Annotated in this window: 22 protein-coding genes and 1 tRNA gene; 15 read left to right on the top strand and 8 right to left on the bottom strand. The window is 62.3% G+C overall.

Annotated elements, in window-relative coordinates; translation table 11 throughout:
* Positions 1-152 precede the first annotated feature (152 nt).
* Entirely contained in the window at positions 153-938 is a 786-nt protein-coding gene (locus HYG82_RS34090) for a methyltransferase domain-containing protein (RefSeq protein WP_179261588.1), read from the top strand.
* Between the two features lie 215 nt (positions 939-1153).
* On the opposite strand, the gene HYG82_RS34085 is transcribed toward HYG82_RS34090, so the two are convergent.
* On the bottom strand, positions 1154-1744 hold the full coding sequence (locus HYG82_RS34085) for an IMP cyclohydrolase (protein ID WP_179261586.1): 591 nt from the start codon (positions 1742-1744) through the stop codon (positions 1154-1156).
* Between the two features lie 101 nt (positions 1745-1845).
* Here HYG82_RS34085 and HYG82_RS44490 point away from each other — a divergent pair, with 101 nt between their 5' ends.
* The 3 genes from HYG82_RS44490 (at position 1846) to HYG82_RS34070 (ending at position 3756) form a co-directional block, all read left to right on the top strand.
* Positions 1846-2289, top strand: a complete 444-nt coding sequence (locus tag HYG82_RS44490) for a homing endonuclease associated repeat-containing protein (protein ID WP_343233056.1) — start codon at positions 1846-1848, stop codon at positions 2287-2289.
* Between the two features lie 504 nt (positions 2290-2793).
* A tRNA-Gln gene (locus tag HYG82_RS34075) sits at positions 2794-2866 on the top strand.
* A gap of 128 nt (positions 2867-2994) precedes the next feature.
* The gene (locus HYG82_RS34070; RefSeq protein ID WP_179261584.1) at positions 2995-3756 is read left to right on the top strand and encodes a rhodanese-like domain-containing protein; all 762 of its coding nucleotides are present in this window, start codon (positions 2995-2997) and stop codon (positions 3754-3756) included.
* A gap of 27 nt (positions 3757-3783) precedes the next feature.
* Here HYG82_RS34070 and HYG82_RS34065 read toward each other — a convergent pair whose 3' ends face one another.
* Together HYG82_RS34065 and HYG82_RS34060 are read right to left on the bottom strand one after the other, a co-directional pair.
* Positions 3784-5163 (bottom strand): oxidoreductase, encoded by a 1380-nt coding sequence (locus HYG82_RS34065; protein ID WP_179261582.1) that lies wholly within the window; start codon positions 5161-5163, stop codon positions 3784-3786.
* A 127-nt stretch (positions 5164-5290) separates the two neighbouring features.
* The gene (locus HYG82_RS34060; protein ID WP_179261580.1) at positions 5291-6334 is read right to left on the bottom strand and encodes an NAD(P)-dependent alcohol dehydrogenase; all 1044 of its coding nucleotides are present in this window, start codon (positions 6332-6334) and stop codon (positions 5291-5293) included.
* A 182-nt stretch (positions 6335-6516) separates the two neighbouring features.
* Between HYG82_RS34060 and HYG82_RS34055 the strand changes: the two genes are divergently transcribed.
* The gene (locus HYG82_RS34055; RefSeq protein ID WP_179264509.1) at positions 6517-7581 is read left to right on the top strand and encodes an amidohydrolase family protein; all 1065 of its coding nucleotides are present in this window, start codon (positions 6517-6519) and stop codon (positions 7579-7581) included.
* Entirely contained in the window at positions 7581-8387 is an 807-nt protein-coding gene (locus HYG82_RS34050; protein WP_179261578.1) for an iron-sulfur cluster assembly protein, read from the top strand. The genes HYG82_RS34055 and HYG82_RS34050 overlap by 1 nt, the downstream gene beginning before the upstream one ends.
* A 75-nt stretch (positions 8388-8462) precedes the next feature.
* On the opposite strand, the gene cgi121 is transcribed toward HYG82_RS34050, so the two are convergent.
* Both cgi121 and HYG82_RS34040 read right to left on the bottom strand, forming a co-directional pair.
* Positions 8463-8969: a KEOPS complex subunit Cgi121 gene (gene cgi121 / locus HYG82_RS34045; RefSeq protein ID WP_179261576.1), complete on the bottom strand. Its 507-nt coding sequence runs from the start codon at positions 8967-8969 to the stop codon at positions 8463-8465.
* The gene (locus HYG82_RS34040) at positions 8969-11338 is read right to left on the bottom strand and encodes an ATP-dependent DNA helicase (RefSeq protein ID WP_179261574.1); all 2370 of its coding nucleotides are present in this window, start codon (positions 11336-11338) and stop codon (positions 8969-8971) included. Before HYG82_RS34040 ends, cgi121 begins: the two co-directional genes overlap by 1 nt.
* 131 nt (positions 11339-11469) lie before the next feature.
* Here HYG82_RS34040 and HYG82_RS34035 point away from each other — a divergent pair, with 131 nt between their 5' ends.
* Positions 11470-11910 (top strand): universal stress protein, encoded by a 441-nt coding sequence (locus HYG82_RS34035; RefSeq protein WP_179261572.1) that lies wholly within the window; start codon positions 11470-11472, stop codon positions 11908-11910.
* Positions 11911-11928: 18 nt separating this feature from the next.
* On the opposite strand, the gene HYG82_RS34030 is transcribed toward HYG82_RS34035, so the two are convergent.
* Positions 11929-13134, bottom strand: coding sequence for an inorganic phosphate transporter (locus HYG82_RS34030; RefSeq protein WP_179264507.1), 1206 nt, complete (start codon positions 13132-13134; stop codon positions 11929-11931).
* Positions 13135-13522: 388 nt separating this feature from the next.
* On the opposite strand from HYG82_RS34030, the gene HYG82_RS34025 reads away from it, so the two are divergent.
* From HYG82_RS34025 to HYG82_RS44325, 5 genes are all read left to right on the top strand, one after another.
* A complete protein-coding gene (locus HYG82_RS34025) occupies positions 13523-13768 on the top strand; it encodes a ferredoxin (RefSeq protein ID WP_179261570.1) in 246 nt (81 codons plus the stop codon).
* A 396-nt stretch (positions 13769-14164) separates the two neighbouring features.
* Positions 14165-15646 carry a carbohydrate-binding protein gene (locus HYG82_RS44335; RefSeq protein WP_179261568.1) on the top strand — a complete coding sequence of 494 codons (1482 nt, stop codon included), beginning with the start codon at positions 14165-14167 and terminating at the stop codon, positions 15644-15646.
* 837 nt (positions 15647-16483) lie between these two features.
* Positions 16484-17968 (top strand): carbohydrate-binding protein, encoded by a 1485-nt coding sequence (locus tag HYG82_RS44330; RefSeq protein WP_179261566.1) that lies wholly within the window; start codon positions 16484-16486, stop codon positions 17966-17968.
* 291 nt (positions 17969-18259) lie between these two features.
* Positions 18260-18457, top strand: a complete 198-nt coding sequence (locus HYG82_RS34010) for a hypothetical protein (RefSeq protein WP_179261564.1) — start codon at positions 18260-18262, stop codon at positions 18455-18457.
* A 390-nt stretch (positions 18458-18847) separates the two neighbouring features.
* Entirely contained in the window at positions 18848-20002 is a 1155-nt protein-coding gene (locus HYG82_RS44325) for a carbohydrate-binding protein (RefSeq protein ID WP_179261562.1), read from the top strand.
* 160 nt (positions 20003-20162) lie between these two features.
* Here the strand turns inward: HYG82_RS44325 and mdh are convergent, their stop codons facing one another.
* On the bottom strand, positions 20163-21077 hold the full coding sequence (mdh, locus tag HYG82_RS34000) for a malate dehydrogenase (protein ID WP_179261560.1): 915 nt from the start codon (positions 21075-21077) through the stop codon (positions 20163-20165).
* 215 nt (positions 21078-21292) lie between these two features.
* Between mdh and HYG82_RS33995 the strand changes: the two genes are divergently transcribed.
* The 3 genes from HYG82_RS33995 to HYG82_RS33985 all read left to right on the top strand — a co-directional run bounded on the left by HYG82_RS33995 (position 21293) and on the right by HYG82_RS33985 (position 23788).
* Entirely contained in the window at positions 21293-21751 is a 459-nt protein-coding gene (locus HYG82_RS33995; RefSeq protein ID WP_179261558.1) for a TIGR00725 family protein, read from the top strand.
* A 59-nt stretch (positions 21752-21810) separates the two neighbouring features.
* Complete coding sequence (locus HYG82_RS33990) at positions 21811-22572, top strand: Sjogren's syndrome/scleroderma autoantigen 1 family protein (protein ID WP_179261556.1); 762 nt, start codon at positions 21811-21813, stop codon at positions 22570-22572.
* Between the two features lie 352 nt (positions 22573-22924).
* The gene (locus HYG82_RS33985) at positions 22925-23788 is read left to right on the top strand and encodes a phosphatase PAP2 family protein (RefSeq protein ID WP_179261554.1); all 864 of its coding nucleotides are present in this window, start codon (positions 22925-22927) and stop codon (positions 23786-23788) included.
* 67 nt (positions 23789-23855) lie between these two features.
* Here the strand turns inward: HYG82_RS33985 and HYG82_RS33980 are convergent, their stop codons facing one another.
* Positions 23856-26318, bottom strand: coding sequence for a DEAD/DEAH box helicase (locus HYG82_RS33980; RefSeq protein ID WP_179261552.1), 2463 nt, complete (start codon positions 26316-26318; stop codon positions 23856-23858).
* Between the last annotated feature and the right edge of the window lie 144 nt (positions 26319-26462).

Here is a 26462-nt window from a genome sequence, read left to right as displayed (position 1 = left end):
GACGCCGAGTTGCCTGACAACTGCTGCGTCGGATGCGAACCGACGTGGTGACGTCGACGGTTACTGATTCGCACGGTCGAATACGGAGTTCCCGATAGGTATTCGATCCTCCCCGACAATGCCGTAATTGACGAGGTTACTGAGTCACGGATATGGGAACGAAAACGGAATTCGATTCGAAAGAAGCAGCGGGCGTCGAATCGCTCTACCAGACGGATGCAGCCGAACGTCGCCGCAGATTCGTCAGAACGACTCTCGAACCCCAGCCGGGTGAGCGGGTCCTCTCGATCGGGTGTGGACCCGGGTTCGAACCGGTCGAACTGGCCGATGCAGTCACGTCAGACGGACGGGTTGACGCGATCGATGCGAGCGAACCGATGATACACCTCGCGAAGAAGCGATGCGAGGACCACGAGAACGTGACCGTACAACACGGACTGGCCACCGAATTGCCGGTCGAGGACGGAGCATTCGACGCCGCGACGTCGGTCCAAGTCTTCGAGTACATCGAGGATCTCGACGCCGCACTGTCGGAACTCGAGCGGGTCCTCCGACCCGGCGGTCGAGCCGCCGTCTACGCGACCGACTGGGATTCTCTCGTCTGGAACGCCGCGGATAGAGAGCGCTCGAGGCGCGTCGCCGACGCATGGGCGGATCACTGTCCGCGACCGCATCTAGGCTCCGACCTTCGCTCGCCGCTTCGGAGCGCCGGTCTCTCCGTCGATCGGGTCGCGCCGTTTACGATCGTCGAAACCGAACTCGAGGACACGTTCGCGGGATACATGCGAGGGATACTCCGTTCGTACGCCACGGAACACGACGAGTTCGACACGGAAACGCCACAGGCGTGGGGTGAGGACCTCCGTGAACGGGATCGGAACGGGGAAACACTGTTCAGTCTCACGGCGTTTCTGTACCTCGTGTCGAAGCCGGAGTAACTCGAGAACACCCCGTCGGTCGAGCAACGGGTTCGGGTCCTCCAAATCGGTGCCAGGCCATCGTTCAGAGGCGGAAATCAGCACCACCATCCTCGCAGACCGCAGAGAACGGCCCGATATGCGGTTCCCTGCATAGCCAGTACTCCCCCGCCGGAATCGAACCGTCTACTCGCGCGGACTGGCCTGGCTCGCGGTCGAACCGAACGCCGCGTCTATCAGTCTCCGTTCTCGATGGCCGTTTCGAACGCGTCGTCAGTGCGGGCGACGCCGGCCGCACAGACGGCGTGCTCGAACTCGAGATCGTACGCTTCGCTCGCGGCTGCTTCGGCGTCGTCGGCGCCGAAGTCGATCGGTTCGGGGGCGTTCTTCTCGTAGGTCGCGACCAGTGTCGGTTCGTCGACCGTCTCGACGAGCAACGCGTCTTTCCGAACCGTGCCGATCAGGGCCTCGCCGTCGCCGCCGATCGTCGCCGCGATTCGGGGCGTATCGTAGTCGTCCTTCTCGTAATCCAGCGCCAGCAGACTTTCAGCCAGCGCGTCGCGGGCGGGATAGCCCAGTTCGAGTTTCTCCGCGATCGGATCGACGTGCGAGCCGTTGCCGAACGCGGCCGTCTCGCCCGTCGGTGTCTCGACCACCCGCAGGCAGTTGTACGAGACGTACGGGTTGTCCGTTGCCGGCGCGTCGGCCGTGGGACCCACGGTGAGCGCCTCGTCTCGAGCGGTGATCTCTCGGTTCGGGAACGATCGCGAGGATACGCGGTACGCCCCGACTGCTGGGCCGACGACGACGAATCGTCCGACGTACATACTCGACCCTGCGCGGGAGAGGGGAAAATGGATGTCGGTTCGGGTTCGGGGTCGCCGGGTCCGCCCGTGCGTTTATCTGTGATAGCGATGCGAACGGCGGTGTGGCTACCGAAGACGAGTGTCTCGAGGCCTTACTCGAGGCCGCCGAGCGACTTGGCGAATCGCCGACGAAAGCGCAGTACGAGGAGCTAGAGTTGACGCCTGTTTCGGGGACGATACTCCGTGCCTGTGGAGGGTGGAACGATGCAAAAGAGATGGTTGGACTGGAGACCTCGTATTCGAGGGGGCCACGAGTTGCTCCGAAACCGGACGACATTGAATTCCCCCCGGAAACGTCGTCGGACGAGCTTTCGGTCGATCAGCGGTGGCAGTATCGAAATGTCGATCACAATACAGAACGGACGTTGCTCCGCCGATCTCGTCTCCGGTCTTGGGTAAACGAACGAATGCAACAACAGGGTTGTTCACAGTGTGGTGTCGATGCTCTCGCGTGTTTAGATTTCCATCACGTCGACGAATCGGCGAAGAAAATGGCCGTCGGATGAATGGTCACCTTTGGCTACGGGAAGGAAGCACTTCGTGATTGGCTACAGGAAGGAAGCATTTCGTGATGAGATGGCAAAATGTGAGGTGTTGTGCGCAAACTGCCATCGGAAGCATCATTCGACGCAACCGAACCGGAAACGCAGACGATGGGTCTTCGATCACAAACGTGCTGAGGGGTGCGACACGTGTGCAGAATCCGACCCTGCCTGTCTGGGTTTCTATTACCATAGTGATACAAAAGAACCAACCGTGGCGGAACTGCTTTCGAACGCTCAGGCGAAAGATCGCATTCAAACCGAAATCGAACGATGCCGGGTACTTTGTGCAAACTGCCACCGAAAGGTACACCGTGTGGAATTGATGCGCTGATATATACCGCAACAGGGCGACAGACTTCAGGGCCTCGAGAGAACCCGATTCGCACTCGAGTTCGTAACACTCTAATACAAACGTCGTCTACTGATTGGTATACCGTCGGTGGTAGAAGCCGGCGATTCATGACAAGTCCATTAGGGTAGTGGCCAATCCTGAAGCCTTCTGGGGGCTTCGACGCTGGTTCGAATCCAGCATGGACTACTTCTCTGCGATTTCGACTCGAGCCGATTCCCCCTACAGCCTCCTGATTTCCAGTTGAAACGAGGGGGTGGTCGGTGGGAAACGAGTCACCAGAAACCATATCTTTCCGTCGTCATTACACTCAAAGTATGAACCGACGGACGTTCCTCGCTATCACCGGGACGGGTGTACTCGGCGGGGTTGCCGGTTGTCTTGGCGGAAATTCTAACGGCAATGATTTAGATGGCTACGGCCCGAAACCAGAGACGGTTCCCGAAAAGCGATCGATCGACACTGGTGCATATAAGACACAGAAATTCGACGGTGTCGATGTTCCGCTTGCACCAATCGACGACGTCTTTTACTGGTACCAACGACAGGAAGCCAGAGTCGCCGATGCTCGCGGATCATCACAGTACGAGAAGTCCCATATCGCCGGTGCGGTACTAAGCACTGCACCGCCTTACACACCAGACGACGATCCGGTTGCTGACTGGTCCAAAAGCGATCGAATAGTGACCTACTGCGGCTGTCCCCACCATCTTTCCGGGCTCCGTGCCGCTGCGCTGATAAACAACGGCTACGAAGAAGTGTACGCAATCAACGAAGGTTTCGGTGCCTGGATCGACCGCGACTATCCTCTCGAAGGCTCGGAAGTTTCGTCGGATCGTGCTACGTACGAGATCAAAGGCCAGTCCGACCCCGCCTACGTGGGCAAGATGGTCAGGCTCGAGCAAATCGACGCTGAACGTCTCGAAGCAGCCCCGATTACAGACGACGGCACCTACACCATGCAACTCCACTACGCCGGGTCGACCGACTCCCGGTTCAGAGTCGAAGCACCCGACTATACGGTCGAGGGAACGCTCGAGGAGTTGACGAGTGGCACTCTCACGTCGGCACAGAACTGACGCCCGCCACTATCACGGCCTGCGTTTCTACGGCTCGGTTCGGTCGTAGGCGCCTGCGTGTTCGAGTTCGCGCCGTTTTCGGAGCACGTCGGGGGTCCGGCAGATTCCCGGCGCACCCGTCACCTGTGGGACCGTACAGTTATTGCAGCTCTCGCAGATAACGCGCGGATCGTCGCCCGTCGACTCACTCTCGAGCAATCGCGCACCAAGTCGCGGCTCGGCGTAGAACGGCCGGGCCATGCCGACCATGTCGCAGGCAGGTCCGTCGTCGGTCGCGCCGCTCACGGTGCTGGCCTCGGGCTCGCCGCTCGAGCCGAGCAGCCGATCCATTTCTTCCCGCCCGCGGATCCCACCTTCGGCGAGGACCGGGATCGACAGTCGTTCGCGAACCCGCCGACAGAAATCCTCGTTCCACGCCGGCTCGAAATCGTACTGGAGCGACTGGACCCGGTTCGCCAGGGCGACGAGTCGTCTGCGAGTCGAGCCGCCGAACGCGGCGTCGTACTCCTCGTGCAGCGCCTCGTTGTCCCAGGCGTGGTCGGGATACTCTCCGCGGACGATGCTCATGTCCCAGACGACCGACGTCTGGACGGGAACCACCGCGTCGTAGCCGATCCGCTCGAGTCGACGGGCGATTTCGACGCCGTCCTCGAGCGAGAGCTTCCGTCGAACCACGGGCGCGGGCGGTGCCGGCGTTTCTGCCGGGACCTTGGTCATCAGCGGGACCTCGCCCGCCCGATCTCGAATCTCGTCGTGAACGACCGCGAGGAACTCGAGGCGCGCTTCGGGCGACCCACCGAACTCGTCGTCTCGCCGGTTGTAAAACGGCGACAGGAACTGCTGGACGATCCCCATGTTGGCCCCGGCGAGGTGAACGCCGTCGTAGCCCGCGCCGACGGCTCGAGCCGCCGCACGGCCGAAATCGGTCGCTAGCTCGTACACCTCCGCGGTCGTGAGGACGTGCGGATCGTACTCGAGAAACCCGATTCGATCGAGCAATCGCAGCTGCCACGGCGGGTCGGACACGGCGAGTTGCTCCAGGTCCGGGTGTTCGCTCCGGTACTCGGCGTGCCACGTTTCCATGCTCCGGAGACCGCCGTGTTCGAGCTGGATGAAAATCCGGCTCCCGTGATCGTGGATTCGGTCGGTCAGCCGCGAGAGTCGGGCGACGAATTCGGGGTCGTGGACGCGGGTCATCCCCGGTGCGGCGCATCCGCCGTCGCCACGAACGATCGTCGCCCCCTGGCAGATGAGTCCGACGCCCGATTCCGCAGCGGGCTCGAGATCCTCGATCAGCGTCTCGACCGCGTCGGGGCCGTTGCCCGCACACTCGAGCAGCGGCGCGCGATAGAGCCGATTGGGGACCGTCACGTCGCCGATTTCGAGGGGTTCCTCGAGGGTGGCCATGCCGGTCGTACTGTAGGCGTACACAAGAGGATAGTGCTGATTCCGACCGCCTGTGCCCGTGGGAGCTGACCGTGACCACCCGTGCCCCCGGCCCCGCTGTTCCCATCTACCGACCTGCTTGCGGCGGTCAGGGCGGGAGAACGACCGCACGACCCTCGATTTCGTTGTGCTCGAGGCGCTCCGCGACCGTGTTGATGTCATCGAGCTCGTGGCGCTCCGTTCGGAGTTCGACGTCGCCGCGGTCGACGAGCGCGACGAGTTCCTGTAGTTCCGCGTACTTGCCGACGAGCGTTCCGCGGAACGAGAACTCGCCGTTGACCAGCGCCTGGCTGGGTTCGTGGATGTGGCCGCCGTAGCCGACGACGTGGTGATCACCGCCGGCGGCGACGATCTCGGGCGCCGTCCCGGTCGTCTCGTCGCCGCCGACGAAGTCGACGACCTGCTGAGCACCCTCGTCATCAGTCAGGTCCGTGATGACGTCGGCGAGGTCCTCTTCCGCGGAGTTGACGGTGTGTCGAGCGCCCAGGTCTTCAGCCAACTCGAGCGCTTCGTCCTTGATGTCGACGGCGACGATCTCTGCGGCGCTCATCGCCTCGAGACACTGCAGGCCGATGTGGCCGAGTCCGCCGACGCCGATGACGACGCACGTATCTCCGGGATTCAGTTCGTCGACCGCTTTCTTCACGGCGTGGTAGGCCGTGATTCCCGCGTCGGCGTGGGGCGCGATATCGGTCGGGTCGACGCCGTCGGGCAGGGGGATCACCGCGCGCTCGTTGGTCTGGAGGTATTCGGCGAAGCCACCGTCGGTGGTGAGTCCATTGAACGCGCTGTTCTCGCAGTACATGTCCTCGCCGAGCCGACAGGGCCGACAGATACCGCAGGTCTGTACGGGGTGGCAGATCACTGGATCGCCTTCCTCGACCAGCGACACCTCGTCGCCGGTCTCGGCGACGATACCCGCATTCTCGTGGCCCAGCGTCATCGGCAGATCTTGCGGTGCGTAGTCGGTCCACATCCCCTCGATGATGTGGTTATCGGTTTGACACCACCCTGCGCCTTCGACCTCGACCAGTACCTGATCGGATCGATCGAGGTTCGGCCGGTCAACTTCGTCGATCGAGAGCGCCTCGTCCATCTCGTCGGTGTACTCGTGGAGTCTGGCTGCTTGCATGGTACGTTACAGTTCGCCCCCAATCGTGATAATATTCCCCACGACCATCGCCGTGTGCGAATGTATTTATATTTACACATAATCTGTAAACGCCAATATTGGTGCTGGAAACTAATTCAAGCGGGAAATTCGGATGTGTCTGAAAAAGAGTAATGATCTATGATAACAATACACAATGTGGGATGTATCAGTACAACGGAGAGGAGATATTCGTAATCGACGGGCACGTCCACCTGTGGGACGCCACGGAAGAGAACATCAAACACCAGGGTGGGGAGGAGTTCATTCAGTGTTTTTACGATTATCATACGACGTTCACGCCGGAGGAACGGCAGTGGAGCATCGACGAGTATCGCAGGTACGGTGCCGACCGGATGGTCGAGGACCTGTTCGGCAACGCCGCCGCGGACATGGCGATCTTTCAGCCGACGTACCTCACCGACTTCTACACGGAGGGGTTCAATACCACCGAGCAGAACGCCGAACTCGCGACCGAACATCCCGAGCGATTCGTCCTCAACGGTACCTTCGATCCGCGTGACGGTGACGAGGGCCTCGAGTACCTCGAGGAACTCCACGACGAGTACCGGATACCCGGCGTCAAACTCTACACCGCCGAGTGGCGCGGCGACTCGAAGGGCTGGCGACTCGACGATGAAGAGGCCTTCGAGTTCCTCGAGAAGTGTTCCGAACTCGGCATCGAGAACATCCACGCGCACAAGGGGCCGACGATTCGACCGCTGAACCGCGACGCGTTCGACGTCGCCGATATCGACGACGCGGCTTCGTCGTTCCCGGAGCTCAACTTCGTCGTCGAGCACGTCGGATTGCCTCGCCTCGACGACTTCTGCTGGATCGCCGCCCAGGAGAACAACGTCTACGGGGGGTTGGCTGTCGCCGCACCGTTCGCTCAGAACCGGCCGGGCAAGTTCTCCGAGATCATGTCCGAACTCCTCTGGTGGCTCGGCGAGGACCGCATCCTCTTCGGCTCGGACTACGCCCTCTGGAACCCCGACTGGCTCGTCGAGGAGGTCGTCGAAGCCGAACTCACGCAGGAAGACCGCATTGAGTACGGCGTCGAATGGGACCTCGAGACCAAGAGAAAGGTGATGGGCGAGAACGCCGCCGACCTCTACGATATCGACATCGAGGAAAAACGGCGGGCGTTCCGGGAGGACGAAATCAGCCTGCAGTTCGATCTCGAAGACCACTACGCGAGCGAAGAGCCCGCACCGGCGGACGACTGATGAGCGCACGGACTTCCGACGGCCCGACTCGAGCGGCCGTCCGCGACCGCCTGGACCGGGTCACCGATCCGGAACTCGACCGCTCGATCGTCGCACTCGAGTACATTGACGCGATCGAGATCGATGGTGGACACGTCACCGTCCACCTCACGCTCCCGACGGCCTGGTGCTCACCTGCGTTCGCCTGGATGATGGCCGTCGACGCCCGCGACGAAGTCGAGTCCCTGCCGACGGTCGAGACGGCCCGCATCGCGCTCCACGATCACATGCACGAGACGGAGATCAACCGTGGCGTGAACGAGCGGCTCACGTTCGCGGCGGCGTTTCCGGACGCCGACGGCGACGTCGACGCGGTCCGTTCGGAACTCGACGACACGGCTCGCGTCGCTCGACAGTACGACGCGGTCGAAACGCTCCTCGACGCCGGTCTCGATGCGGATGCGATCGTCGATTTTCGCCTCCGCGACCTCGAGGAAGACGAGCTGGTGCCAGACCGACAGTTCGAATCCGACGGCGACGCCTCCGAGACCGTCGCCGTCTCCGTTCGCGATCGCGCCTTCGCTGTCGTCGTTCCGGCGGCCCCTCTGGCGCGCTATCTCGAGAAGGCCCGCGAGACGGAACTCGTGGCGAACCCGGCCGACGTCCTGTTTCGAACGCCGGAGGGCGACCCGATCGACGCCGAGACATTCGACCTCGTCCACCGGAGAGGGCGGCTCGCGACGGTCTCCATGTCGAGCCAGGGAGGGATCTGTGACGGGCTTCGAGAGGCGAGGGAGGGTCGCCTCGAGGGGACCGCCAACGACTGACCGTGGGTCCGCGCGGTCGATGGGTCCGCGGCTCGCGCTTGGCGTCTCGGGTCGACGGATGGACGATCGGGGCGACTACTTCTCGACCTCGAGCAGCGCGACCCGCTCGCGAACCAGCGCCGACAACGGCGCGTCGGTGGCCGCCCGCTCGGAATCGGTGATGTGGAAGAAGCCACACAGCGTCTCCGTATCTTCGGGCTCCAGCGTCGCTTCTCGCTCGACGCACGCGTCCAGTGCCTCGATCGCCTCGAGAGCACTTTCCTCGTCCTCGTCGGTATCTCCATCGACGAGGACGACCGCTCGAATGTCGCCAACGCGTACGCCCATCTCGAGCGCCTGGTCGATTTGCCGGCGACCGGCGGCGTACAACAGGATCTCGACGGCGCGATCCCGGGCGATGTTCTCGCTGCGCTCGATGGCACGGTCGGCAAGTTCGGTGGCCCGCTCGAGATGGCGACGATCGGCGACGTAGCGCGCGTCGAAGGCCTGGACCGTCACGCCGTGGCGGTCGCCGATCCCGCCGATGGTGGCCACGAACGAGTCGAGGTCGTCGATCGCGAATCGACATTCGAGTAGCCGCACTAGAAATCACCCAGGCTCGATTGTCCGTCGTCCGCGTCTCCATCCGTCGCTTCCGACTCCATCGATTCGTCGTTGCGATTTCCGTCGCTCGAGGCGGCTGTTGCAGTCCCGGTCGACGACCCCGCCGATTTCGGTTCGATGCCGTCCATCGACGGGTCTTCGCGTCCGGCGTTCTCGAGGATGGTTTCGGCCGTCTTCTCGCCTTTGAGGGCGTCGAGGACGACACCTTTGTCCGCGGTCCGAAGATCGGACGGCGTCTCGATGCCGCGCTCGTAGAGACTACGGGCGCGCTTGCGCCCCACGTCGCCGACCGAGACGAGCTCGAGGAGTTCTTCGCCGACGCCGTGTTCGACGCGGGCGCGAGCCTCCCTGACCGCCACTGTCCAGTCGCTGTCGATCTCGGCGGCCAGCGACTCGGCCGCGCCGAGTAGCCACTCGGCCGTGTCGACCTTTCCGCGCAGGTCGCCCGGGCCGATCTTGTATCGATCCGTCAGTCTGGCTTCGTCCGTTTCCTCGGCCCAGTCTTCTAGGAGCTTGCCGGTCTTGAGCGCTGACAGCCAGTCCTCGAAGCGGTCCTCCTCGAACTCGCTTGGCGCATCGCCCAGAAGTTCTGCCTCGCGCTCGTAGTACAGTTCGCCGAATTTCTCGTCCTCACCGGAGCGTAAATAGAGCTCGTACATGTCCGGCGTCCGCGAGACGAGCTGGTAGAGTCCGAGCGCCGTCGGACGGTCGTCCGCTCGCTCTAACCCGTGTACGATTTCGGCTGCGCTCATCGGATCGAGGTAGAGCCGCGAGACGGTGTGGCCGAGGCTCGTCGCCTCGAGTGACTCGTCTCTGCCACCGCTCTCGGCGAGAGCCGCTGCGGAGGTAAACGCCCCGTCGTCGGCCTCGGCCGATCCGTCACCGCCGTCGCGCTCGATGAAATCGTTGGACTCGAGGTACTGCAGAACCGTGTCTGTCACCGTCTCGAGTCGGCCGGCTTCGGTCGACTGACTGGCGTACAGCGTCGCTTCGAGGAACTCGAGGAGCCCGTCTCGTGTGCGAGCGAAGCCGGAGGCGATGGTCGCAAGCACGTGCGTCCGCAGTGCGGGTTCGGCCGCGAGCTTCGACCGAACCGGCTCCGGATCGGCCCAGACGTATCTGTCGAACAGTTCCTCGCTTTCGTCGTGGCTTTTCGCGAGCAGGACGGCCTCGCCGTAGGGGTCGAGCCCGGGTCGACCGGCCCGCCCCATCATCTGGTGAACCTCGAGAACGTCCAGCGGGGCCATCCCGCCGGCGCTCGGGTCGAAGCGCCGCCAGTCGCGGACGACCACGCGGCGCGCGGGCGTGTTCACCCCCGCTGCGAGGGTCGGCGTCGCAGAGATTACTTTCAGGAGCCGGTCGCGGAAGGCGTCCTCGACGAGGCTCCGCTGGGTATTCGAGAGACCGGCGTGGTGGAAAGCCGAGCCGTGCTCGACGCAGTCGGCCAGATCCGCACTGGTCTCGGTATCGCTGTCGTCCCGGATGTCGTCGGCCAGTTCGGCCAGCGCTGCTTGCTCCTCGGCTGCCAACTCGGAACTCGTGACCTTCCCCAGCCGTTTCGCGGCGGCTTCGGCGTTCCGTCGGGAGTTGACGAAGACGAGCGACGAACCGCCTTCCTCGAGGATGTCGCGGACGAGTGCGGCTTCCTGTTTTTCCGACCCGTCGACCGCCACCTCGCGCGTCGATCCGTCGTCGAAGTTCAGGGCGTTGCCGTAGTGGACCCCCATCCGCAGGTCGATCGGTCGCCAGTCGGTTTCGACGAGCGCGGCGTCGAGCCAGTCGGCGATCTCGTCGGCGTTGCCGACCGTCGCCGAGAGCGCGACGACCTGCAACTGGGGCGTTAGCTGGCGGAGTTTCGCGAGCGTCACCTCCAGCGTCGGCCCTCGGTTCCGGTCGTCGATGAGGTGGACTTCGTCGCTGACGACGCAGGTGAGATCGGAGAGCCAGTCCGCGCCGTTTCGCACGAGCGAATCGACCTTCTCGCTGGTGGCGACGATGATGTCTTTGGTCGCGAGCCAGTCGCTGGTACTCTCGTAGTTGCCCGTCGTCACGCCGACCGTGACGCCGAACTCCTCGTAGGCCTCGAACTCCGCTTTCTTCTCGCTGGCGAGGGCTCGCAGGGGGACGATGTACAGCGCTTTCCCGCCGCGTTCGATCGCCGACAGCATCGACAGCGCGGCGATCATCGTCTTCCCGCTCGCAGTGGGGACGGCCGCGACGAGACTCTCACTGTCCGTCGCCCCGGCCTCGACCGCCTCGGCCTGTGGCGGGTACAGCTCCTCGATTCCCTCGCGCCGGAAGTGGTCGACGGCACCGGCTGGGAGCCTCGACAGCTCCTCGACGTTCATTACCCGCCGTTGGCGCGTCCCGCGGTTTAAACTATCGTCTTTCGAGCCCCGTGCGGTCGCCGACCGCTCGCCCGACCGTCTTCGAACCGAGCGGCGATAGATCGATGACGACGGCCGCCGAAGGGCATCCCATGACCGACTTCGCTCCCGACCGCGTCCTGGTTCCGGAGCTCGGCCGTCCGCGAGCCGACGAGGCGCTCGCCTACGCCCTCGAGACATTTCCCGATGCCGAAATCGTCCTGCTGGCCGTCGTGACGCCGTTGGATGCGCCGCTCAGCGAGGGCGGCGTCCTCGAGCGACACGAGGAACGGACCGCGGAGGCCCGGGCCAGCGCGACCGAATTGCTCGAATCGGCCGCCGATTCCGCGGCGACGGATCGGGTTCGGATCGAGACGGTCGAAGGACGGCCGGGAACCGTCGTTCCTCGATACGCGGCCAACGAAGGGATCGATCACGTCGTGATGATCGGCTCCGGTACCGGCTCGGACGGTTTCCTCAGGCGGTTTCTCGGCCGCGGGATCGCGGGGACCGTCGTCGAACGGACGTCGCGTCCGGTTACGGTCCTCGGCTGATGCTGCGGCCCCGCATCCTCAGCCGATCACCCTCGCGAACAGCTGATACAAGCCGTAGCCGACGACGACCGAACTCCCGAGCGTCAGCAACCAGAACGTGATCGTGACGCCGATCTTGCGCCGCGAAACGCCGGCGGAGCCGCCGGCGAGCCCCCCTCCGATGACGCCCGAGAGGACGATGTTGTTGAGCGAAATCGGAATCCCGAGTGCGATCGCCAGCTGCGCGACGATAAACCCCGGAACGAGTGCCGCGATAGAGCGACGGACGCCAAGTTGCGCATACTCGCGCGAAGTGGCTTGCAACAGCCGCGGCGCGCCCATCCAGGCCCCCGCGAGGATTCCGACGGCGCCGATCGCGAGCAACACGATTCCCGGCAGGCCGAGTTCGGTGCGAAAGAGGTTCTCGAGGGGCCCGGTCGCGAGCCCGACCTGGGACCCCCCCGAGGAGAACGCGACGATCCCGCCGAGAACGAGCAGGAACGAGCGGATCCCCTTTTCGACTGAAACGAGGATCCGCCGTCGGACCCAGTAAAACGCCAGCCCGCCGACACCGATCGTCGCGAGGACCGTTCCGAGGTCGGCACCTGCGACGAGCGTCGGACCGCCGCCGAACTGGCGGGCGATAAACCCTGCGAGGCTGCCCTGCTCGGCTGTGGGATCGGGGATGATCCCGAGTCGAACGTTCGCGACGATCGCGCCGACGATTCCTGCGAGTATCGGGACGGCGATCGGTTCGGGAATGTCCTCGCGTCGCAGCACGATCGCCGTCACGTACGCGAGGCCTCCAGACATGATCGGAACGAGCAACCAGAAGGTCCCGAGCTGTCGGTACGTAGCCATCGCGGGATCGCCCCCGAGTGAGAGCCCGACACCGATCATCGCGCCCGTCGTTGCGAACGCCGCCGGGATCGGATACCGCGTGTAAATCCCGATCGCCATAAACGTCGCCGCCGTCAGCAGGCCCGCAGTTGCCGCCAGCGGCGTGATCGCGACGCCGTCGATGAGCGCCGCGCCGACGGTTTCGGAAATGCTACCGCCCTGCATGAGGGCACCGGCGGCCGCGAGCATGCCGATGATGAACGCCGCTCGCATCGTCGATATCGCGTTCGCGCCGATCGCGGGGGCGAACGGTGGCGAGTTGCTGTTCGCCCCGAGGACCCACGCCATGAACAGACAGGTGAGAACAGCGGTCCCGACCAGGACCGCAAACGAGAGTGCGACCATTCCGTGTCTTGTACCGAATCGTTCGACGACCGACTGGAAAAGCGTTCCCTCGGTATCGATCCGTCGATGTCTCCCGTCACCACTTCGTCGACGAGTCACGTCGTTACCTCGGCCCGACACACCCCGAGAACGCGCTGCGGTGTTCCGACCGCCGATCCACGGAGTCTAGAGGGCGATCAGCGCAGCACCTGTCGCGTCCGACCGGTGTCGCGGCGTCGGTCACCGCTTGGTGTCTCGCCCTCGAACTCGAGGTGGAAACTCCGGTGGGCGTTTTCCTCGCGAGAGTCGGGACGGAGAGATACCGTTCCCCTCGATCTGTGGTCCCACGAATTGCGTTACGGGGTCGACGACCGCTAACGATTTACGGGGATCGACCTAACCCTCGCTCATGAAAGTCGAATACGACGAGGATACCTGTATCGGGATGTTTCAGTGCGTCGCCGAGTGGGACGCCTTCGAGAAGGACACGTCGAAGGGAAAAGCCGTTCTCGATGGCAGTGAGGAGGTCGAGGGCGGCCTTTTCGTTCGCGAAGTGCCCGAAGATGCAGAACTCGATGCGAAGTTCGCCGCACGGTCCTGTCCCGTCGATGCGATTACGATTTACGACGACGACGGCGAACAGCTGATCCCGTAAGTCGAACGGCGTTCCTCTCACAAACTCGGCTCGATTAACGGCAAATCGACGGAACCGAGCCGGTCTCGTGGGCGCGTTCGTTTGCGGGACTGTTCTCGCTCTATCTAGAGACAAATACATTTTCACCACCACAATCATATCTATTCTATCATTTATTCCTCCATCGAATGATGGCAGAATTGACGATCTAATCGCTGTTTCGTTCGCCTCAATGTGACTGGTTCACAGTTGTTGTCACACCAAACGTAGCACATGTGAGTTATTTTCATCATATTATTCGCCGGATACGACTACCTATCGTGTGATGCGCCATCGCTGGAATGAGGGCGGACGAACAGTGGAGCGACTTCGCGCTCTCGACCGCGATGACGTACAGCAACAATCACGGGTACAATCATGACACAGGACGGTCCGCACACAGGAAACACGGGGGATCGACGAATCGATAGCGAGAAGAAGCAACTGACGACGATGCAGAGTGACCACCCATCGACGATCGAGGTAGACAACGGCGAAGTCAGCTCGTCAGGTGGGTCCCGCCGACGGTTCCTCCAAGTCGGTGCGACCGCGCTCGCGGCCACTGCAATCGGTAGTTCGTCTGTCGCTGCACAGGAGGCCACCGAATCATGCGGTTCGTTCGACGAGATTCAGGTCGGCGGCGGCGACTTCGTACTCGTCAACAACGACTGGGGCGGGGACGTCGATATGTGCATCAAAGCCAACGCCGACGGTTCGTACGGCTACGAGTGGGCAACGCGGACGACCGGCGGGCAGCCGAACTACCCGCAGGCCCTGCTCGGAACGAAGCCCTGGGGCTCGGACACTGGTGTCCAGGACTTTCCGATCCGTCGAGGGAACGTCGACCAGCTCGAGCTCGAGATCGATATCGACCAGAACATCTCCGGGGGCGAGTGGGACCTCGCCGAGGAGTGGTGGTTGATGGACGCGCCGGTCTCCGAGCAGACGGAGACCCACACCCACGAGATCATGCTGGTCCTCGACTGGGGCGGCGGACACAACCACTACATGGAGGAAGAAAACGTCTGGACCGACACATTCGGCAACACCATCGACTACTGGGCGAACTACAGCAGCGGCGGCACGAGCGCCGATTTTCACATCTTCCGGGTCCGCGGCGGCCTCTCGACCGGCCGCGTCGACCTGACGGAAGTCATCGACTTCATGAGCGAGCGCCACGGCGTCGGCGGTCAGAAGTGGATTTCCGGGATCGAACTCGGGAACGAATACTGGCAAGGCAGCCAGGGCGACGTCACCTACAACCAGTTCGACGTCACCATCAACGGCACCACCTACTCGAGCGGCAGCGGTACCAGTAACGGTGGTGGAAATAACGGCGGCGAGAACGGAAACGACGACCAGAACGGAGACGGCGGCGAGAACGGAAACGACGACCAGAACGGAGACGGCGGCGAGAACGGAAACGACGACCAGAACGGAAACGACGACCAGAACGGGAATGGCGGCGAGAACGGAAACGACGACCAGAACGGGAACGAGGGTGACGCGGGCAACGGCGGAAGCGACGGCAGTGAATCGTACCCGGTCTGGCAGGAAGACGAAATCTACCTCGAGGGCGACCGCGTGATCCACGACGGTGCCGTCTGGGAGGCCCAGTGGTGGGCCCAGGGTGAGGAGCCGAAAGACGAGCAGTGGTACGTCTGGAAGCGGGTCAAAGACGCGAGCGGCGTCATTCCCGTCGATCCTGGTGCGGGTCCGACCCCTGCGTGGGACTCGTCCAAAATTTACCGCGAGGGCGACCGAGTGACCCACGACGGCACAACCTGGGAAGCCCAGTGGTGGACGCAGGGACAGGAACCCCGCAACGAGGCGTGGTACGTCTGGCAACCGGTCGAGTAGTACTCCCTGTAGAACGCGTAGAACTGGCAGCGAACGCCACTGACACCCGTTTCGAAGCCAAACCCGGCGGTGACGATCATCCGCCCTCAAAACGGGCCGGTCGATCGCACCGACGCCCATTTCTCGAGCGCAAGACTGGATGCTCCCTCGCGCGTATCCAGTGGCAGGCATCGACGCAACTGCAACTGGTCTCATCTCGATCGGAGAGTCGATATAGGTTGGTTGTCATTGACTTTCAGTGGCCGCAATCGTTGCGCAACGATTGCCCGCTCGGCCTGACGGTCACCGATTTATCGTGAACAGCTAAACCCTCGCTTCGAGGCGTCAGATGAGGGGGCCTTCGTCCGCACGGAACCTGAAGGCGTGGACCTCGACGCGACGTTCCCTGTACGTTCCTGTCTCGTCAACGCGAGTACGAATTACGACGCCGCCGAACAGGTAATTCCGTGAGTCGAACGAAGAATCCGCCGTAAATCCGGCTTGATTGACTTTAAAGCGACTGTACTCGTCCGTTGTACTGCGCAATTTTACTGCGTGACGGTTCCTGCAGTACGTTCGTTGTCTGACCGCGCTGTCTGTCTCGTTGTATCGGTCTTCTGGCTCGCTCGATCCGGATTTCCGCTCTGATCGTTGTTTCGTTTATCCAAACCTGCTCATTTGACGATTGTCGCGGTTTCAAAGGTTCATAGCGAAATTTACCACAATTATATTATTGAAAGAATCACTCCATACTCCCGATGGTACGCCATTGCGGTCGTACTGGCAGTTCGTCGGTGACTCGTCTCCGCGCTCGCCACTCCGACCGCAGTGACGTGCGGCGACAATCAGCAAGCAATCATGACACGAGACGATTCCGATACCGGAAGCCTGGGGGGTCGACGGATCGACAAACGGACGCAGCAATTGACAAAAAATCACAACGATCGAGCGGCGCTCGAGCGAGACGACGACGGAGGCGCCTCGTCTCACGGGTCTCGCCGGCGGTTCCTGCAAGTCGGTGCGACCGCGCTCGCAGCCACGGCGATCGGTACTTCTTCTGTTGCAGCACAGGCGGCCGACGAAGCGTGTGGTTCGCACGACGAGCTCGTCGTCGGCGGCGGCGATTTCGTGCTGAAGAACAACGACTGGGGCGGGGACGTCGACATGTGTATCAGGACGAATACCGACGGCTCGTACGGCTACGAGTGGGCGACGCGGACGACCGGCGGGCAGCCGAATTACCCGCAAGTCCTCCTGGGGACGAAACCCTGGGGCTCGGACACGGGCGTCCAGGACTTCCCAGTTCGCCGGGGAGGCGTCGATCAGTTAGAACTCGAGGTGGACGTAGACATTAACATCTCCGGCGGCAAGTGGAATCTCGCCGAGGAGTGGTGGTTGATGGATAGCCCCGTCTCAGAGCAGACGGAGACCCACACGCACGAGATCATGCTGGTCCTCGACTGGGGTGAGGGCTTTACCAACGGCAGCGTGGAAGAAGCAAACGTCTGGACGGACACATTCGGCAACACCATCGACTACTGGTCGGCTCACAGTGCCGGCGGCACGAGCGCCGACTTCCACATCTTCCGGGTCCAGGGCGGCCTTTCATCTGGCCGCGTCGACCTCAAACCGGTCATCGACTTCATGAGCGAGCGACACGGCGTCGGCGGCCAGAAGTGGATCTCCGGGATCGAACTCGGGAACGAATACTGGCAAGGCAGTCAGGGCGACGTCACCTACCACCAGTGTGACGTCACCATCAACGGCACCACCTATACGAGCGGTGGTGGCAGTGGTGGCGGTAACAACGGTGGCGGCCGAAACGGGGGCGATGAGACCGATCCCGGAAACGAGGACGGCGACACCGGAAACGGCAACGAGGACGGCGACACCGGAAACGGCAACGAGGACGGCGACACCGGAAACGGCAACGAGGACGGCGACACCGGAAACGGCGGCGAGAACGGCAACCAAAACGACGATGGCCAGAACGACAACGGCGGGAGCGATGGCAGCGAATCGTACCCGGCCTGGGACCCCAACCAGGTCTACCTCGAGGGCGACCGCGTCGTCCACGACGGTGCCGTCTGGGAGGCCCAGTGGTGGGCGCAGGGTGAAGAGCCGAAAGACGAGCAGTGGTACGTCTGGAAGCGAGTCGAGGACGCAGACGGCGCTCCCTCCACCGAGCCCGACACCGGTTCGACTCCCGCCTGGGACTCGTCCAAAATCTACCGCGAGGGCGATCGAGTGACCCACGACGGCACCACCTGGGAGGCCCAGTGGTGGACGCAGGGACAGGAACCCCGCAACGAGGCGTGGTACGTCTGGCAACCGGTCGAGTAGCAATACTGCAAAACGTATAGATTTGGAGTAATCGTTTCACCGACTCTATATTTCACGAGCGCGAGACTGACTGATCACTCGAGTTTCGCCGGTGGCTGGTATCGTCGCGATTGCAACTGTTTTCGCCTCGATCGGAGAGTCGATACGGATTGGTTGCCACCGTCTTTCAGTACCCGCTATCGTTGCGGAACGCCACCTCACTGGTTCTGTCGACTCGCGATCGTCCGGATCGCGTCCTGTCGTTTTCGAACGCCCAATACGACGAAGTCGTCTGTCTCGTGATGTTTTAGTGTGCCGTCGAGTGGGACGCCCTCGAGACAAGCAGATCGAGGGAGGTCAGTCCTGCTCGAGGCCGCTGCGAAACTCGAAGGTGGCGATCTCGTTCGCAGGGTGACCGGGAACGTGGAATTCGATACGTTGTGTGCCGCACGGATCTGTCCCGTCAGCGCGAGTACGATTGACGACGACGGGGAGCGGATCGGTCTGTGAAGTCGGCAGATGTCTCTCCATTAATTCGTTTTGAACGGCCGTAACGCGGTCAAGCGGACGACTCTAACACGTGAAATCGTTCGCGATGGTCGCTGAAATGTAAATATATTAACACGTTCATTCACACAGTTATCGTGGTCGTCGCCGGGGGTACAAACGTCGTTCGATGTGCGGGCCTAACCGCTGTTTCGGTCGCTTCAAGGGAATCCGGTACTGGTTTACACGAGACAAAATTTCCCTAATATGATTCAATTCGCGCATATTATTTTACCAATACGACTGCGACCTTCGTGGGACGTCTTCGCAGTCGTGACATCGACTGTCGTGCTTCGTCTCCGCAATGGCTCCGTTCGGCCACAACGACGTTCGGAAATCATCACTACACTAACAATGACACGAGACGATTCCGACACCGGACGCACAGCTCCTCGATGGCTCGACAACAGGAAACAGCTGTTGACCGCGACACAGAGCGATTCGATGGCGACGGGCGAGCGGAGGCGCGACGATGAAAACTTATCACATGGTTCTCGTCGGCGATTCCTCCAGGTCGGTGCGACCACACTCGCGGCGACGGCAATCGGCAGTTCGTCCGCCGTTGCGCGGAGTCAAACTGCCGAGCGGTGCGGTTCGGAAGACCAGCTCGAGATCGGAGGCGGCGATTTCGTGCTGAAGAACAACGACTGGGGGAGTTCCGCCGTCGAGATGTGTATCCGAGTCAATGCCGATGGGTCGTACGGCTACGAGTGGGCGACGCGGACGACCGGGGGCCAGCCCAACTATCCGCAGGTTCTTCTCGGGACGAAACCCTGGGGCTCGGACACAGGTGTGGCCGATTTCCCGATCCGTCGGGCAGCCGTCGACCAGCTCGAGATCGAGGTGGATATCGACCAGAATATCTCCGGCGGCAAGTGGAATCTCGCTGAGGAGTGGTGGCTGATGGACCAACCAGTCTCCGAGGCAACTGGGACTCACACCCACGAGATCATGCTGGTCCTCGACTGGGGCGGCGGTCACGGAAACAACTTGGAGGAAGCAACCGTCTGGACGGATACATTCGGCAACACCATCGACTACTGGACGGCCCACAGCCCCGGCGGCACGAACGCCGACTTCCACATCTTCCGGGTCCAGGGCGGCCTCTCGACCGGACGCGTCGACCTGAAGGAGCTCATCGACTTCATGAGCGAGCGCTATGGTATCTCCGGTCAGAAATGGATTTCCGGGATCGAACTCGGCAACGAATACTGGCAGGGGACCCGGGGCGACGTCACCTATCACCAGTTCGATGTCACTATCAACGGCCAGCGCTACACGAGCGGCGGTGGCGGACAGGGTCGCGGTGGGGGCAACGATGGCGAGAGTGGAAACGAAGGCGACACCGGCAACGGCGGAGGCCAACCCTACCCAGCCTGGGACTCGTCCAAAATCTACCGCGAGGGTGATCGGGTGACCCACGACGGCACCACCTGGGAGGCCCAGTGGTGGACGCAGGGACAGGAGCCGCGAAACGAGGCATGGTACGTCTGGCAACCGGTCGAGTAGTAACCTCTACAGGGAGGGGTGATCTGGCGATGTTCGGCGCGGCGACATCGGTGGTGTCGCCACGTAACCAGTCGGTCAGCGGGAGTCCAAAGCCGGACGCCAGAGAAAGGCGAAGCGGCGTTGCTTGTGGCACAAACCCGTCCCGACTGTATTCGATCCGTTACGAGATTTTGTCGTACTGCTCCGAGAGTTTCTCTGCAGCCTCGCCGAGCTGATTGCGCTCGAACTCGGTGAGATCCCATTCGACGATCTCTTCGACACCGGTGGAGCCGAGTTTGACCGGGACGCCGAACGCGGTGTCCTCGTGGCCGAACTCACCCTCGAGTTTGACGCTACCGGGGAGAACCTCCCCCGTGTCGCGGAGGATGGCCTCCACCATGTGGCCGACGCCGGTCGCCGGGCCCCACTCCGTTGCGCCCTTCTTCTCGATGACGTTCATCGCCGACGTCTGAAGCTCGGACAGCAGTTCCTCTTTCTCGTCTTCGCCGAACTCTCGGTCCTGTCCGTTTACGCGGACCTTCGAGAACACGGGAACCTGTGCGTCTCCGTGTTCACCGAGGATAGTCGCGTCGACGTTCTGGACGGGTGCATCGAAGCGCTGAGAGATGACGTAGCGGAACCGAGCGGAGTCGAGTCGGCCGCCGAATCCGATCACTTTCTCGCGTGCACGGTCGCCCGTTTCGTAGAGATGACGGTTCAATAGGTCGACAGGATTCGACGTGGTAACGGTGATAAAGTCGTCGTTGTGCTCGGCGATCGAGGACCCGATGTCCTCCATGATGGGTGCGTTGTCGCCTGCCAGGTCGATCCGGGTTTGACCCGGCTGTCGCGGGATGCCCGCGGTGATGACGACGACATCCGATCCTTCGGTGTCCTCGTAGCCTCCCTGCCGGATCGTCGTATTCGAATCGTAGGCAGCGCCGTGGTTTGCGTCGGCGGCTTGCCCGATCGTATCGTCTTCTTTGTCCGGAATGTCTACGAAGACGAGTTCGTCTGCGATGTCCCGAAGCGCGATGTTGTAGCCTGCGGCGGCCCCGACCGTCCCGGCCGCGCCGACCACGCTAACTTTCGTCATACCACGTAACACTCCACTTGCCCCTGCGTTAAATCCGTCGAAACCCGCCGCTTCGCACGATTTGACGATGATTATTTCGACAGTTGTCGAATGGCGCGGCGCGTCACGTCATCGGACGTCTCCACGTGACCATGGATCACCGTTTCGTGGCCCGAACACGGAGGATACGCTTCGAGATCGAACCGACCAAAGCACTCCGCGTTCGTTGCTCTGGTATGCGCGTCAGCGTCATCGGCGGCGGAACGATTACCGACGGTCAGGCGAACCGAGCGGAGGAAGTCGGTCGCGAACTCGCCGTCAGCGATCACACGGTCGTCTGTGGCGGCGGCAGCGGTACGATGGAAGCGGTCTGTCGGGGTGCGAAATCCGAGGGCGGGACGACGATCGGTATCCTTCCCGACGCAGACCGCGACGCCGCAAACGAGTACGTGGACCACCCTATCGCGACCGGACTCGGTCACGCCAGAAACGCGCTCGTCCCGCTGAACGGTGATGCCGTTATCGCGCTCACCGGCGGCGCTGGAACGCTCTCCGAGATCGGCTTTGCCGGAATTTACGATCGGCCCGTCATCGGTCTCGAGACTCACGACGTGTCCACACCCGAGATCGACCTCGAGACCGTGGAGACGCCTGCACAGGCGGTAGCTGCCGTCGAAACGGCAGCGAAATCGTAGCTATTCGTTGACTGTCGGTTGTCGCAGCTTTTTCGACGCTCCGAAACGTCTAGATGGACATGAGCAACTTCGATAAAGAAGCCGAGCGCGAGAAACTTCGCGAAAAATACGAACGGGACAAAGAAGAGCGAAAGGCGACCCAGCGGATGAGTGATCTGTTGCTCAAGGGGGCGACGATGACCAACGCCCACTGTGGAACCTGCGGTGATCCCCTGTTCCAGCAAGATGGCACGACGTTCTGTCCCAGTTGTCACGGCAATCCGGACGCCGTTCAGGGAACGGAACTGGAAGCCCAGCCGACCGAAGAACAGTCGACCGACGCCCAGCCTACCCAAGAACAGCCGACCGAAGAACAGTCGACCGATGACGAGAGACCCGGTACGAGTTCCGATACTGACAATCTCGGCACGCAGGCCGGTTCCTCGGCGTCCACTACGAAACGAAATTCCGAAACGGTCCCAACCCGACCCGATTCCGCCGCCGAACCGTCCCCACCGACCCAGAACCAGGGAGACGTGCGTGCGCGAGATACCGAACCCGAGACGCCTGCGTCGGCTTCCAGCCAGCAACCTCGTTCCACGGCGCCCCCATCCGATCACGGTCAGTCGTCATTGCCGGATTCCAAAGCTGGCGCCTCTCGTTCATCTCCTGCGACGAGTCCATCGCCGATCGACGACGACCTCGAAGACGCTCACGATGCGCTCGTCCGAACTCTCGAGAAGTTCGCCGAAGAGGCCGCTGTGACGGACGACCCCCAGTACGCAAAGGACTGCCTCGAGGCGGCCCGCGAGGCGAGCGAAACGTTAGCAACGTTGCGCTGACCGGGTCACCGATGACGACTCCAGCTCATATCTGCCCGTCCGCTCTGCCCAATAGCTCCGGGAGGCGCGTACTTTTCTCGTCGCCATCATTCGCTCCGTAAATTTCGTCCCGATTGGATATCTATATATAACAGCGGCCGTAAATTCAGCAAAATTATATGACTTGCCTCGAAACCGCACGTAGTGGACCGCGGTATTGGGCACGAACTGAACCAAAACTGTCTCGACAGGGGGGTCACCCGACCGACCGTTGGCTGCGTGCCGTGTCGGGTAGCAGTTGCCGTTTGCCTACGATAGCCGCCGACTCCGATACTGCGGGGCTTCGAATCACGAACTCACGAAAAATATAACGATGGCACTTGGATTCGTCGTCTTACTCACGGTACTCGTCGTTTGCACCGGGCTCGTTGGAACCAGCACGCTCTGTCTCGAGTGGACCGAAATCCGCCGGACTGCGAGGGAACTTGACGACCGTCTCCTCGAGATCGCTCCGTATCTCGGCGTCACCGCACTGTTCTTCCTGGCGAAACGAACGACACACGGGCTCAGTTTGCGAATCTCGGAGTCCCTCGACTGGGATCTCACCGCGGCGATATACGCGGTCGAAGGGGAGTTCGTCGCAGTGCTCCAAGACGTCGTCCCCGGAGCGACGGTCGAGTTCTTCTCGTCGATGTATATGTTCGGGTTCCCGTTCCTGCTGGTGACCGCTCCGATCCTCTATTTTATGTTGCCGACCCAGCGCCACCTCAAGGAACTGCTCGTTGCGTACGTGCTTAACTACCTGATCGGCTCGATCTGTTATACGCTGTTTATCGTCTATGGGCCGCGAAATCACCTCAAAACCGTTTCGGGCCTGATGTACGAGTTCTACCCACAGACCCAAGAAATGACGGCGGCGGTCTCGGCGAACACGAACGTGTTCCCCTCGTTGCATACGTCGCTGGCAGTGGTCGTCTTGCTGTTCGCCTGGCGGTCGCGCAAAGAGTATCCCCGCTGGCTCGTGATCTCGTCGTTCGTCGTGACCGGCATCGTCTTTTCGACGATGTATCTGGGGATTCACTGGCTGATCGACGTCGTGGCAGGTATCGCACTCGCCGCGTTCAGCGTCTACGCCGCTGAACGTCTCGTCGCCCGCGCCGAGGGTGATCCCGGTCCTACTGCTGAATCCGACGAAAGCGATGACGGCCTCGCGACAGATCCCGACCTCAGCGATTGACGACCCGCCGGTTCGATCGCGGCACGAACACTCGGGCCGACTCGCCCGGGAGGCTTCGACTGACGGGTTATCCGGTGTAGTCGCTTCCGACGACCTCTCGGATCCGTTCGGCGGTTACCGCCCCGACGCCGTCGGCCTCCTGTAACTCGTCTTCGGTCGCGATCATCACGCCCTCGACAGTGCCGAACTCCTCGAGCAACGACCGGGCGGTGACGGGTCCGATCTCGGCGATCGAGGCGACGACGTACTCCTGTTGCTCGCCCAGGGTCTTGCTGCCCTTCTCGCCGTGAACCGAGACCTCGCGGTCGGCGGTCGTCTGCTCGCGGCCGGCGATCACCGCGAGCAGTTCGGTCGTGTCATCTTCGCTTTCACTCCGAAGAATACTTGCGCCGAAGTCCACGACGAGACTCGAGAGCGCTCCTCGAATTGCGTTCGGGTGAACGTCTCGTTGTTCGTACAGCCCGCTGCCTTCGACGATGACGATCGGCCGCGAGTAGTGGCGGGCCATCGCACCGACCTGTTCGAAGACGGACCGGTCGCCGCCGACCAGCGAGTCGACGAAGTCCGCGACCGACTTGCGCTCGACGACCACCCGATCCGAGCAGACGTAGTCGCCGACGTCGAGCGTCTCGAGGCGTACGTCGATCTCCTCGCGGCGCGAGAGGTCGCGGGCGATGTTCGCGTCCATTTCGCGCTGGTCGGCGACGATTTGAACGGTCTCTCCCTCGGCGTGTGGCTCGACCGTGTCGACAGACTCGGCGCTCGTCCCCGTTGCTTCGTCGGTTTCGTCGCCGAACTCCTGCAGCCCCGGCTGCTCGCTTCCCCCTTCGTTTCCACTGGAAGACCCGTCGACTGCGTCGGGGTTCGCTTTCTCTCCCCTGGCCTCGGACTCGGGGTCCGCTTTATCGTCATCTCCCCTTGCCGTCCGTTCATCGCCATCGAAATCCGCAAGCGACTGCTGGGATTCGTCGAGTTCGTCCTCGAGATCGTCGGCCATTCCTTTCAATTCGCGTAATTCCGACTCCATTTCCTTTTCGCGGCGCCGGGAGATCCAGAAGTACGCCTCGTCGCGGGTGTCCTCGGCCATGAGGACGACGACCCGCCCTTCGGACTGGCGACCGGTTCGGCCCTTGCGCTGGATCGAGCGAATGGCAGTCGGAACGGGCTCGTAAAAGAGCACGAGATCGACCTCCGGCACGTCGAGTCCTTCTTCGGCGACCGACGTCGAGACGAGAACCTCGAACTCGCCCGCCCGGAACTCGTCTAGGACTTCCTGTTGTTCTTTCTGGGTCATTCCGTCCGACCCCTCGCGGTCGCCTTGCCCGACGAAGCGCTTCGCGTCGAAGCTGTCCGCGAGAAAGTCCGTCAGCGCCTCGGCCGTGTCGCGGGATTCGGTGAAGACGATGACGCGCTCGCCGCCCTCGAGTCCCAGGGTTTCGGCGAGCAACATTCGCGTCTTGCGGTACTTGGGGTGGATTTCGTCGAACTGTTCGGCTTTCCGCATCGCTTCGCGAACGCGAGGATCGGAAACCATTCGCTGACTCGCCTTCGATGCGCCCGACGAGCGGGCCTGATTGCGCTGTCGCTCGAAGTACCGACAGAGCGCCTCGACGCTCTGGGTTTCGACCAGCGTGACGGCCTGGCGGAGCTTCATCACCTCCGCGTGGATCGACATTCCCTCGAACCCCTCCGACTGGTCGTTGTTGATTAGCTGTTGGAGTTCGGCCCGCATCCGATTCAGGTCCGTCTGGGACTGATCGGGTTGCGTCGAGCTCGCGATGCCGAGTTCCTTGAGCTTCTCGAGCCGGTCCGTGATGACCTCGTTTAGCGCGTCCCGGATCTCGAGGACCTCGTCGGGGAGGTCGATCCGTTCCCACTCGACGTCGGTGTCGTGGGTGAACTCGTCGACGTCGGCGTCTTCCTCCGTCATCACCTCGACCTCCTGGAGGCCGAGGTTCTCACAGACTTCGAGGATGGCTTCCTCGTCGCCGCCGGGCGACGCCGACATACCCGTCACGAGCGGCTTGCGGGCGTCGGCGTGGTATCGTTCCGCGATGTAGTTGTACGCGTAATCGCCCGTCGCCCGGTGACATTCGTCGAACGTGAGGTGGGTGACGTCGGCGAGCGAGATCCGCGAGCCGACGAGGTCGTTTTCGATTACCTGCGGCGTCGCCATCACGACCGTCGCCTCTTCCCACAGGTCGGCTCGGTCGTCGGGACTGACGTCGCCCGTGAAGACGACGATCTCCTCGTCGGGGATCCGAAGGGCCTCCCGGTAGAAATCGGCGTGTTGCTGGACGAGGGGTTTCGTCGGGGCGAGCATCAGCGACGTGCCGCCGACTTCCTCGAGCCTGCGGGCTGTGACCAGCAGGCTGACCGTCGTCTTCCCGAGACCGGTCGGGAGACAGACGAGCGTGTGATGATTCGCGGCCGTACCCGCGAGCTTCAGTTGGTAGAGCCGCCGCTCGAGAAGGTCGGGCTCGAGGAGCGGATGCTCGATCGAGGGCGGTTCCTCGTCCTGTGCTGCCATTGCTGGGCGATTCGGTTCGGTCGTGGATAAGCATTGAGAAAGCGGGGTGGAAGTGAACGGCCGTTCGGGATCGTCGTCCACTGGCGGGCTGCGTATCGGTTCGTGGTCACTGAACCATCGACGAACTGGTTACACCGGTACCGG

It is taken from the genome of Natrinema halophilum (assembly GCF_013402815.2).
Classification (GTDB): Archaea; Halobacteriota; Halobacteria; order Halobacteriales; family Natrialbaceae; genus Natrinema; species Natrinema halophilum.
The sequence above is the reverse complement of the archived record's forward strand: the minus strand, read 5'-3'. Positions and strand labels throughout refer to the sequence as shown.

Coding starts and splice junctions, on each gene's coding strand:
- HYG82_RS34060 (WP_179261580.1), bottom strand. CDS start 6,334: ATGCAAGCAGCCAGACTCCACGAGTACACCGACGAGATGGACGAGGCG.
- HYG82_RS33985 (WP_179261554.1), top strand. CDS start 22,925: ATGGCACTTGGATTCGTCGTCTTACTCACGGTACTCGTCGTTTGCACC.
- HYG82_RS33995 (WP_179261558.1), top strand. CDS start 21,293: ATGCGCGTCAGCGTCATCGGCGGCGGAACGATTACCGACGGTCAGGCG.
- HYG82_RS33990 (WP_179261556.1), top strand. CDS start 21,811: ATGAGCAACTTCGATAAAGAAGCCGAGCGCGAGAAACTTCGCGAAAAA.
- HYG82_RS44330 (WP_179261566.1), top strand. CDS start 16,484: ATGACACGAGACGATTCCGATACCGGAAGCCTGGGGGGTCGACGGATC.
- HYG82_RS34025 (WP_179261570.1), top strand. CDS start 13,523: ATGAAAGTCGAATACGACGAGGATACCTGTATCGGGATGTTTCAGTGC.
- HYG82_RS34090 (WP_179261588.1), top strand. CDS start 153: ATGGGAACGAAAACGGAATTCGATTCGAAAGAAGCAGCGGGCGTCGAA.
- HYG82_RS33980 (WP_179261552.1), bottom strand. CDS start 26,318: ATGGCAGCACAGGACGAGGAACCGCCCTCGATCGAGCATCCGCTCCTC.
- HYG82_RS34070 (WP_179261584.1), top strand. CDS start 2,995: ATGAACCGACGGACGTTCCTCGCTATCACCGGGACGGGTGTACTCGGC.
- HYG82_RS34030 (WP_179264507.1), bottom strand. CDS start 13,134: ATGGTCGCACTCTCGTTTGCGGTCCTGGTCGGGACCGCTGTTCTCACC.
- HYG82_RS34035 (WP_179261572.1), top strand. CDS start 11,470: ATGACCGACTTCGCTCCCGACCGCGTCCTGGTTCCGGAGCTCGGCCGT.
- HYG82_RS44325 (WP_179261562.1), top strand. CDS start 18,848: ATGACACGAGACGATTCCGACACCGGACGCACAGCTCCTCGATGGCTC.
- HYG82_RS34085 (WP_179261586.1), bottom strand. CDS start 1,744: ATGTACGTCGGACGATTCGTCGTCGTCGGCCCAGCAGTCGGGGCGTAC.
- HYG82_RS34050 (WP_179261578.1), top strand. CDS start 7,581: ATGAGCGCACGGACTTCCGACGGCCCGACTCGAGCGGCCGTCCGCGAC.
- mdh (WP_179261560.1), bottom strand. CDS start 21,077: ATGACGAAAGTTAGCGTGGTCGGCGCGGCCGGGACGGTCGGGGCCGCC.
- HYG82_RS34040 (WP_179261574.1), bottom strand. CDS start 11,338: ATGAACGTCGAGGAGCTGTCGAGGCTCCCAGCCGGTGCCGTCGACCAC.
- HYG82_RS34065 (WP_179261582.1), bottom strand. CDS start 5,163: ATGGCCACCCTCGAGGAACCCCTCGAAATCGGCGACGTGACGGTCCCC.
- HYG82_RS44335 (WP_179261568.1), top strand. CDS start 14,165: ATGACACAGGACGGTCCGCACACAGGAAACACGGGGGATCGACGAATC.
- HYG82_RS34055 (WP_179264509.1), top strand. CDS start 6,517: ATGTATCAGTACAACGGAGAGGAGATATTCGTAATCGACGGGCACGTC.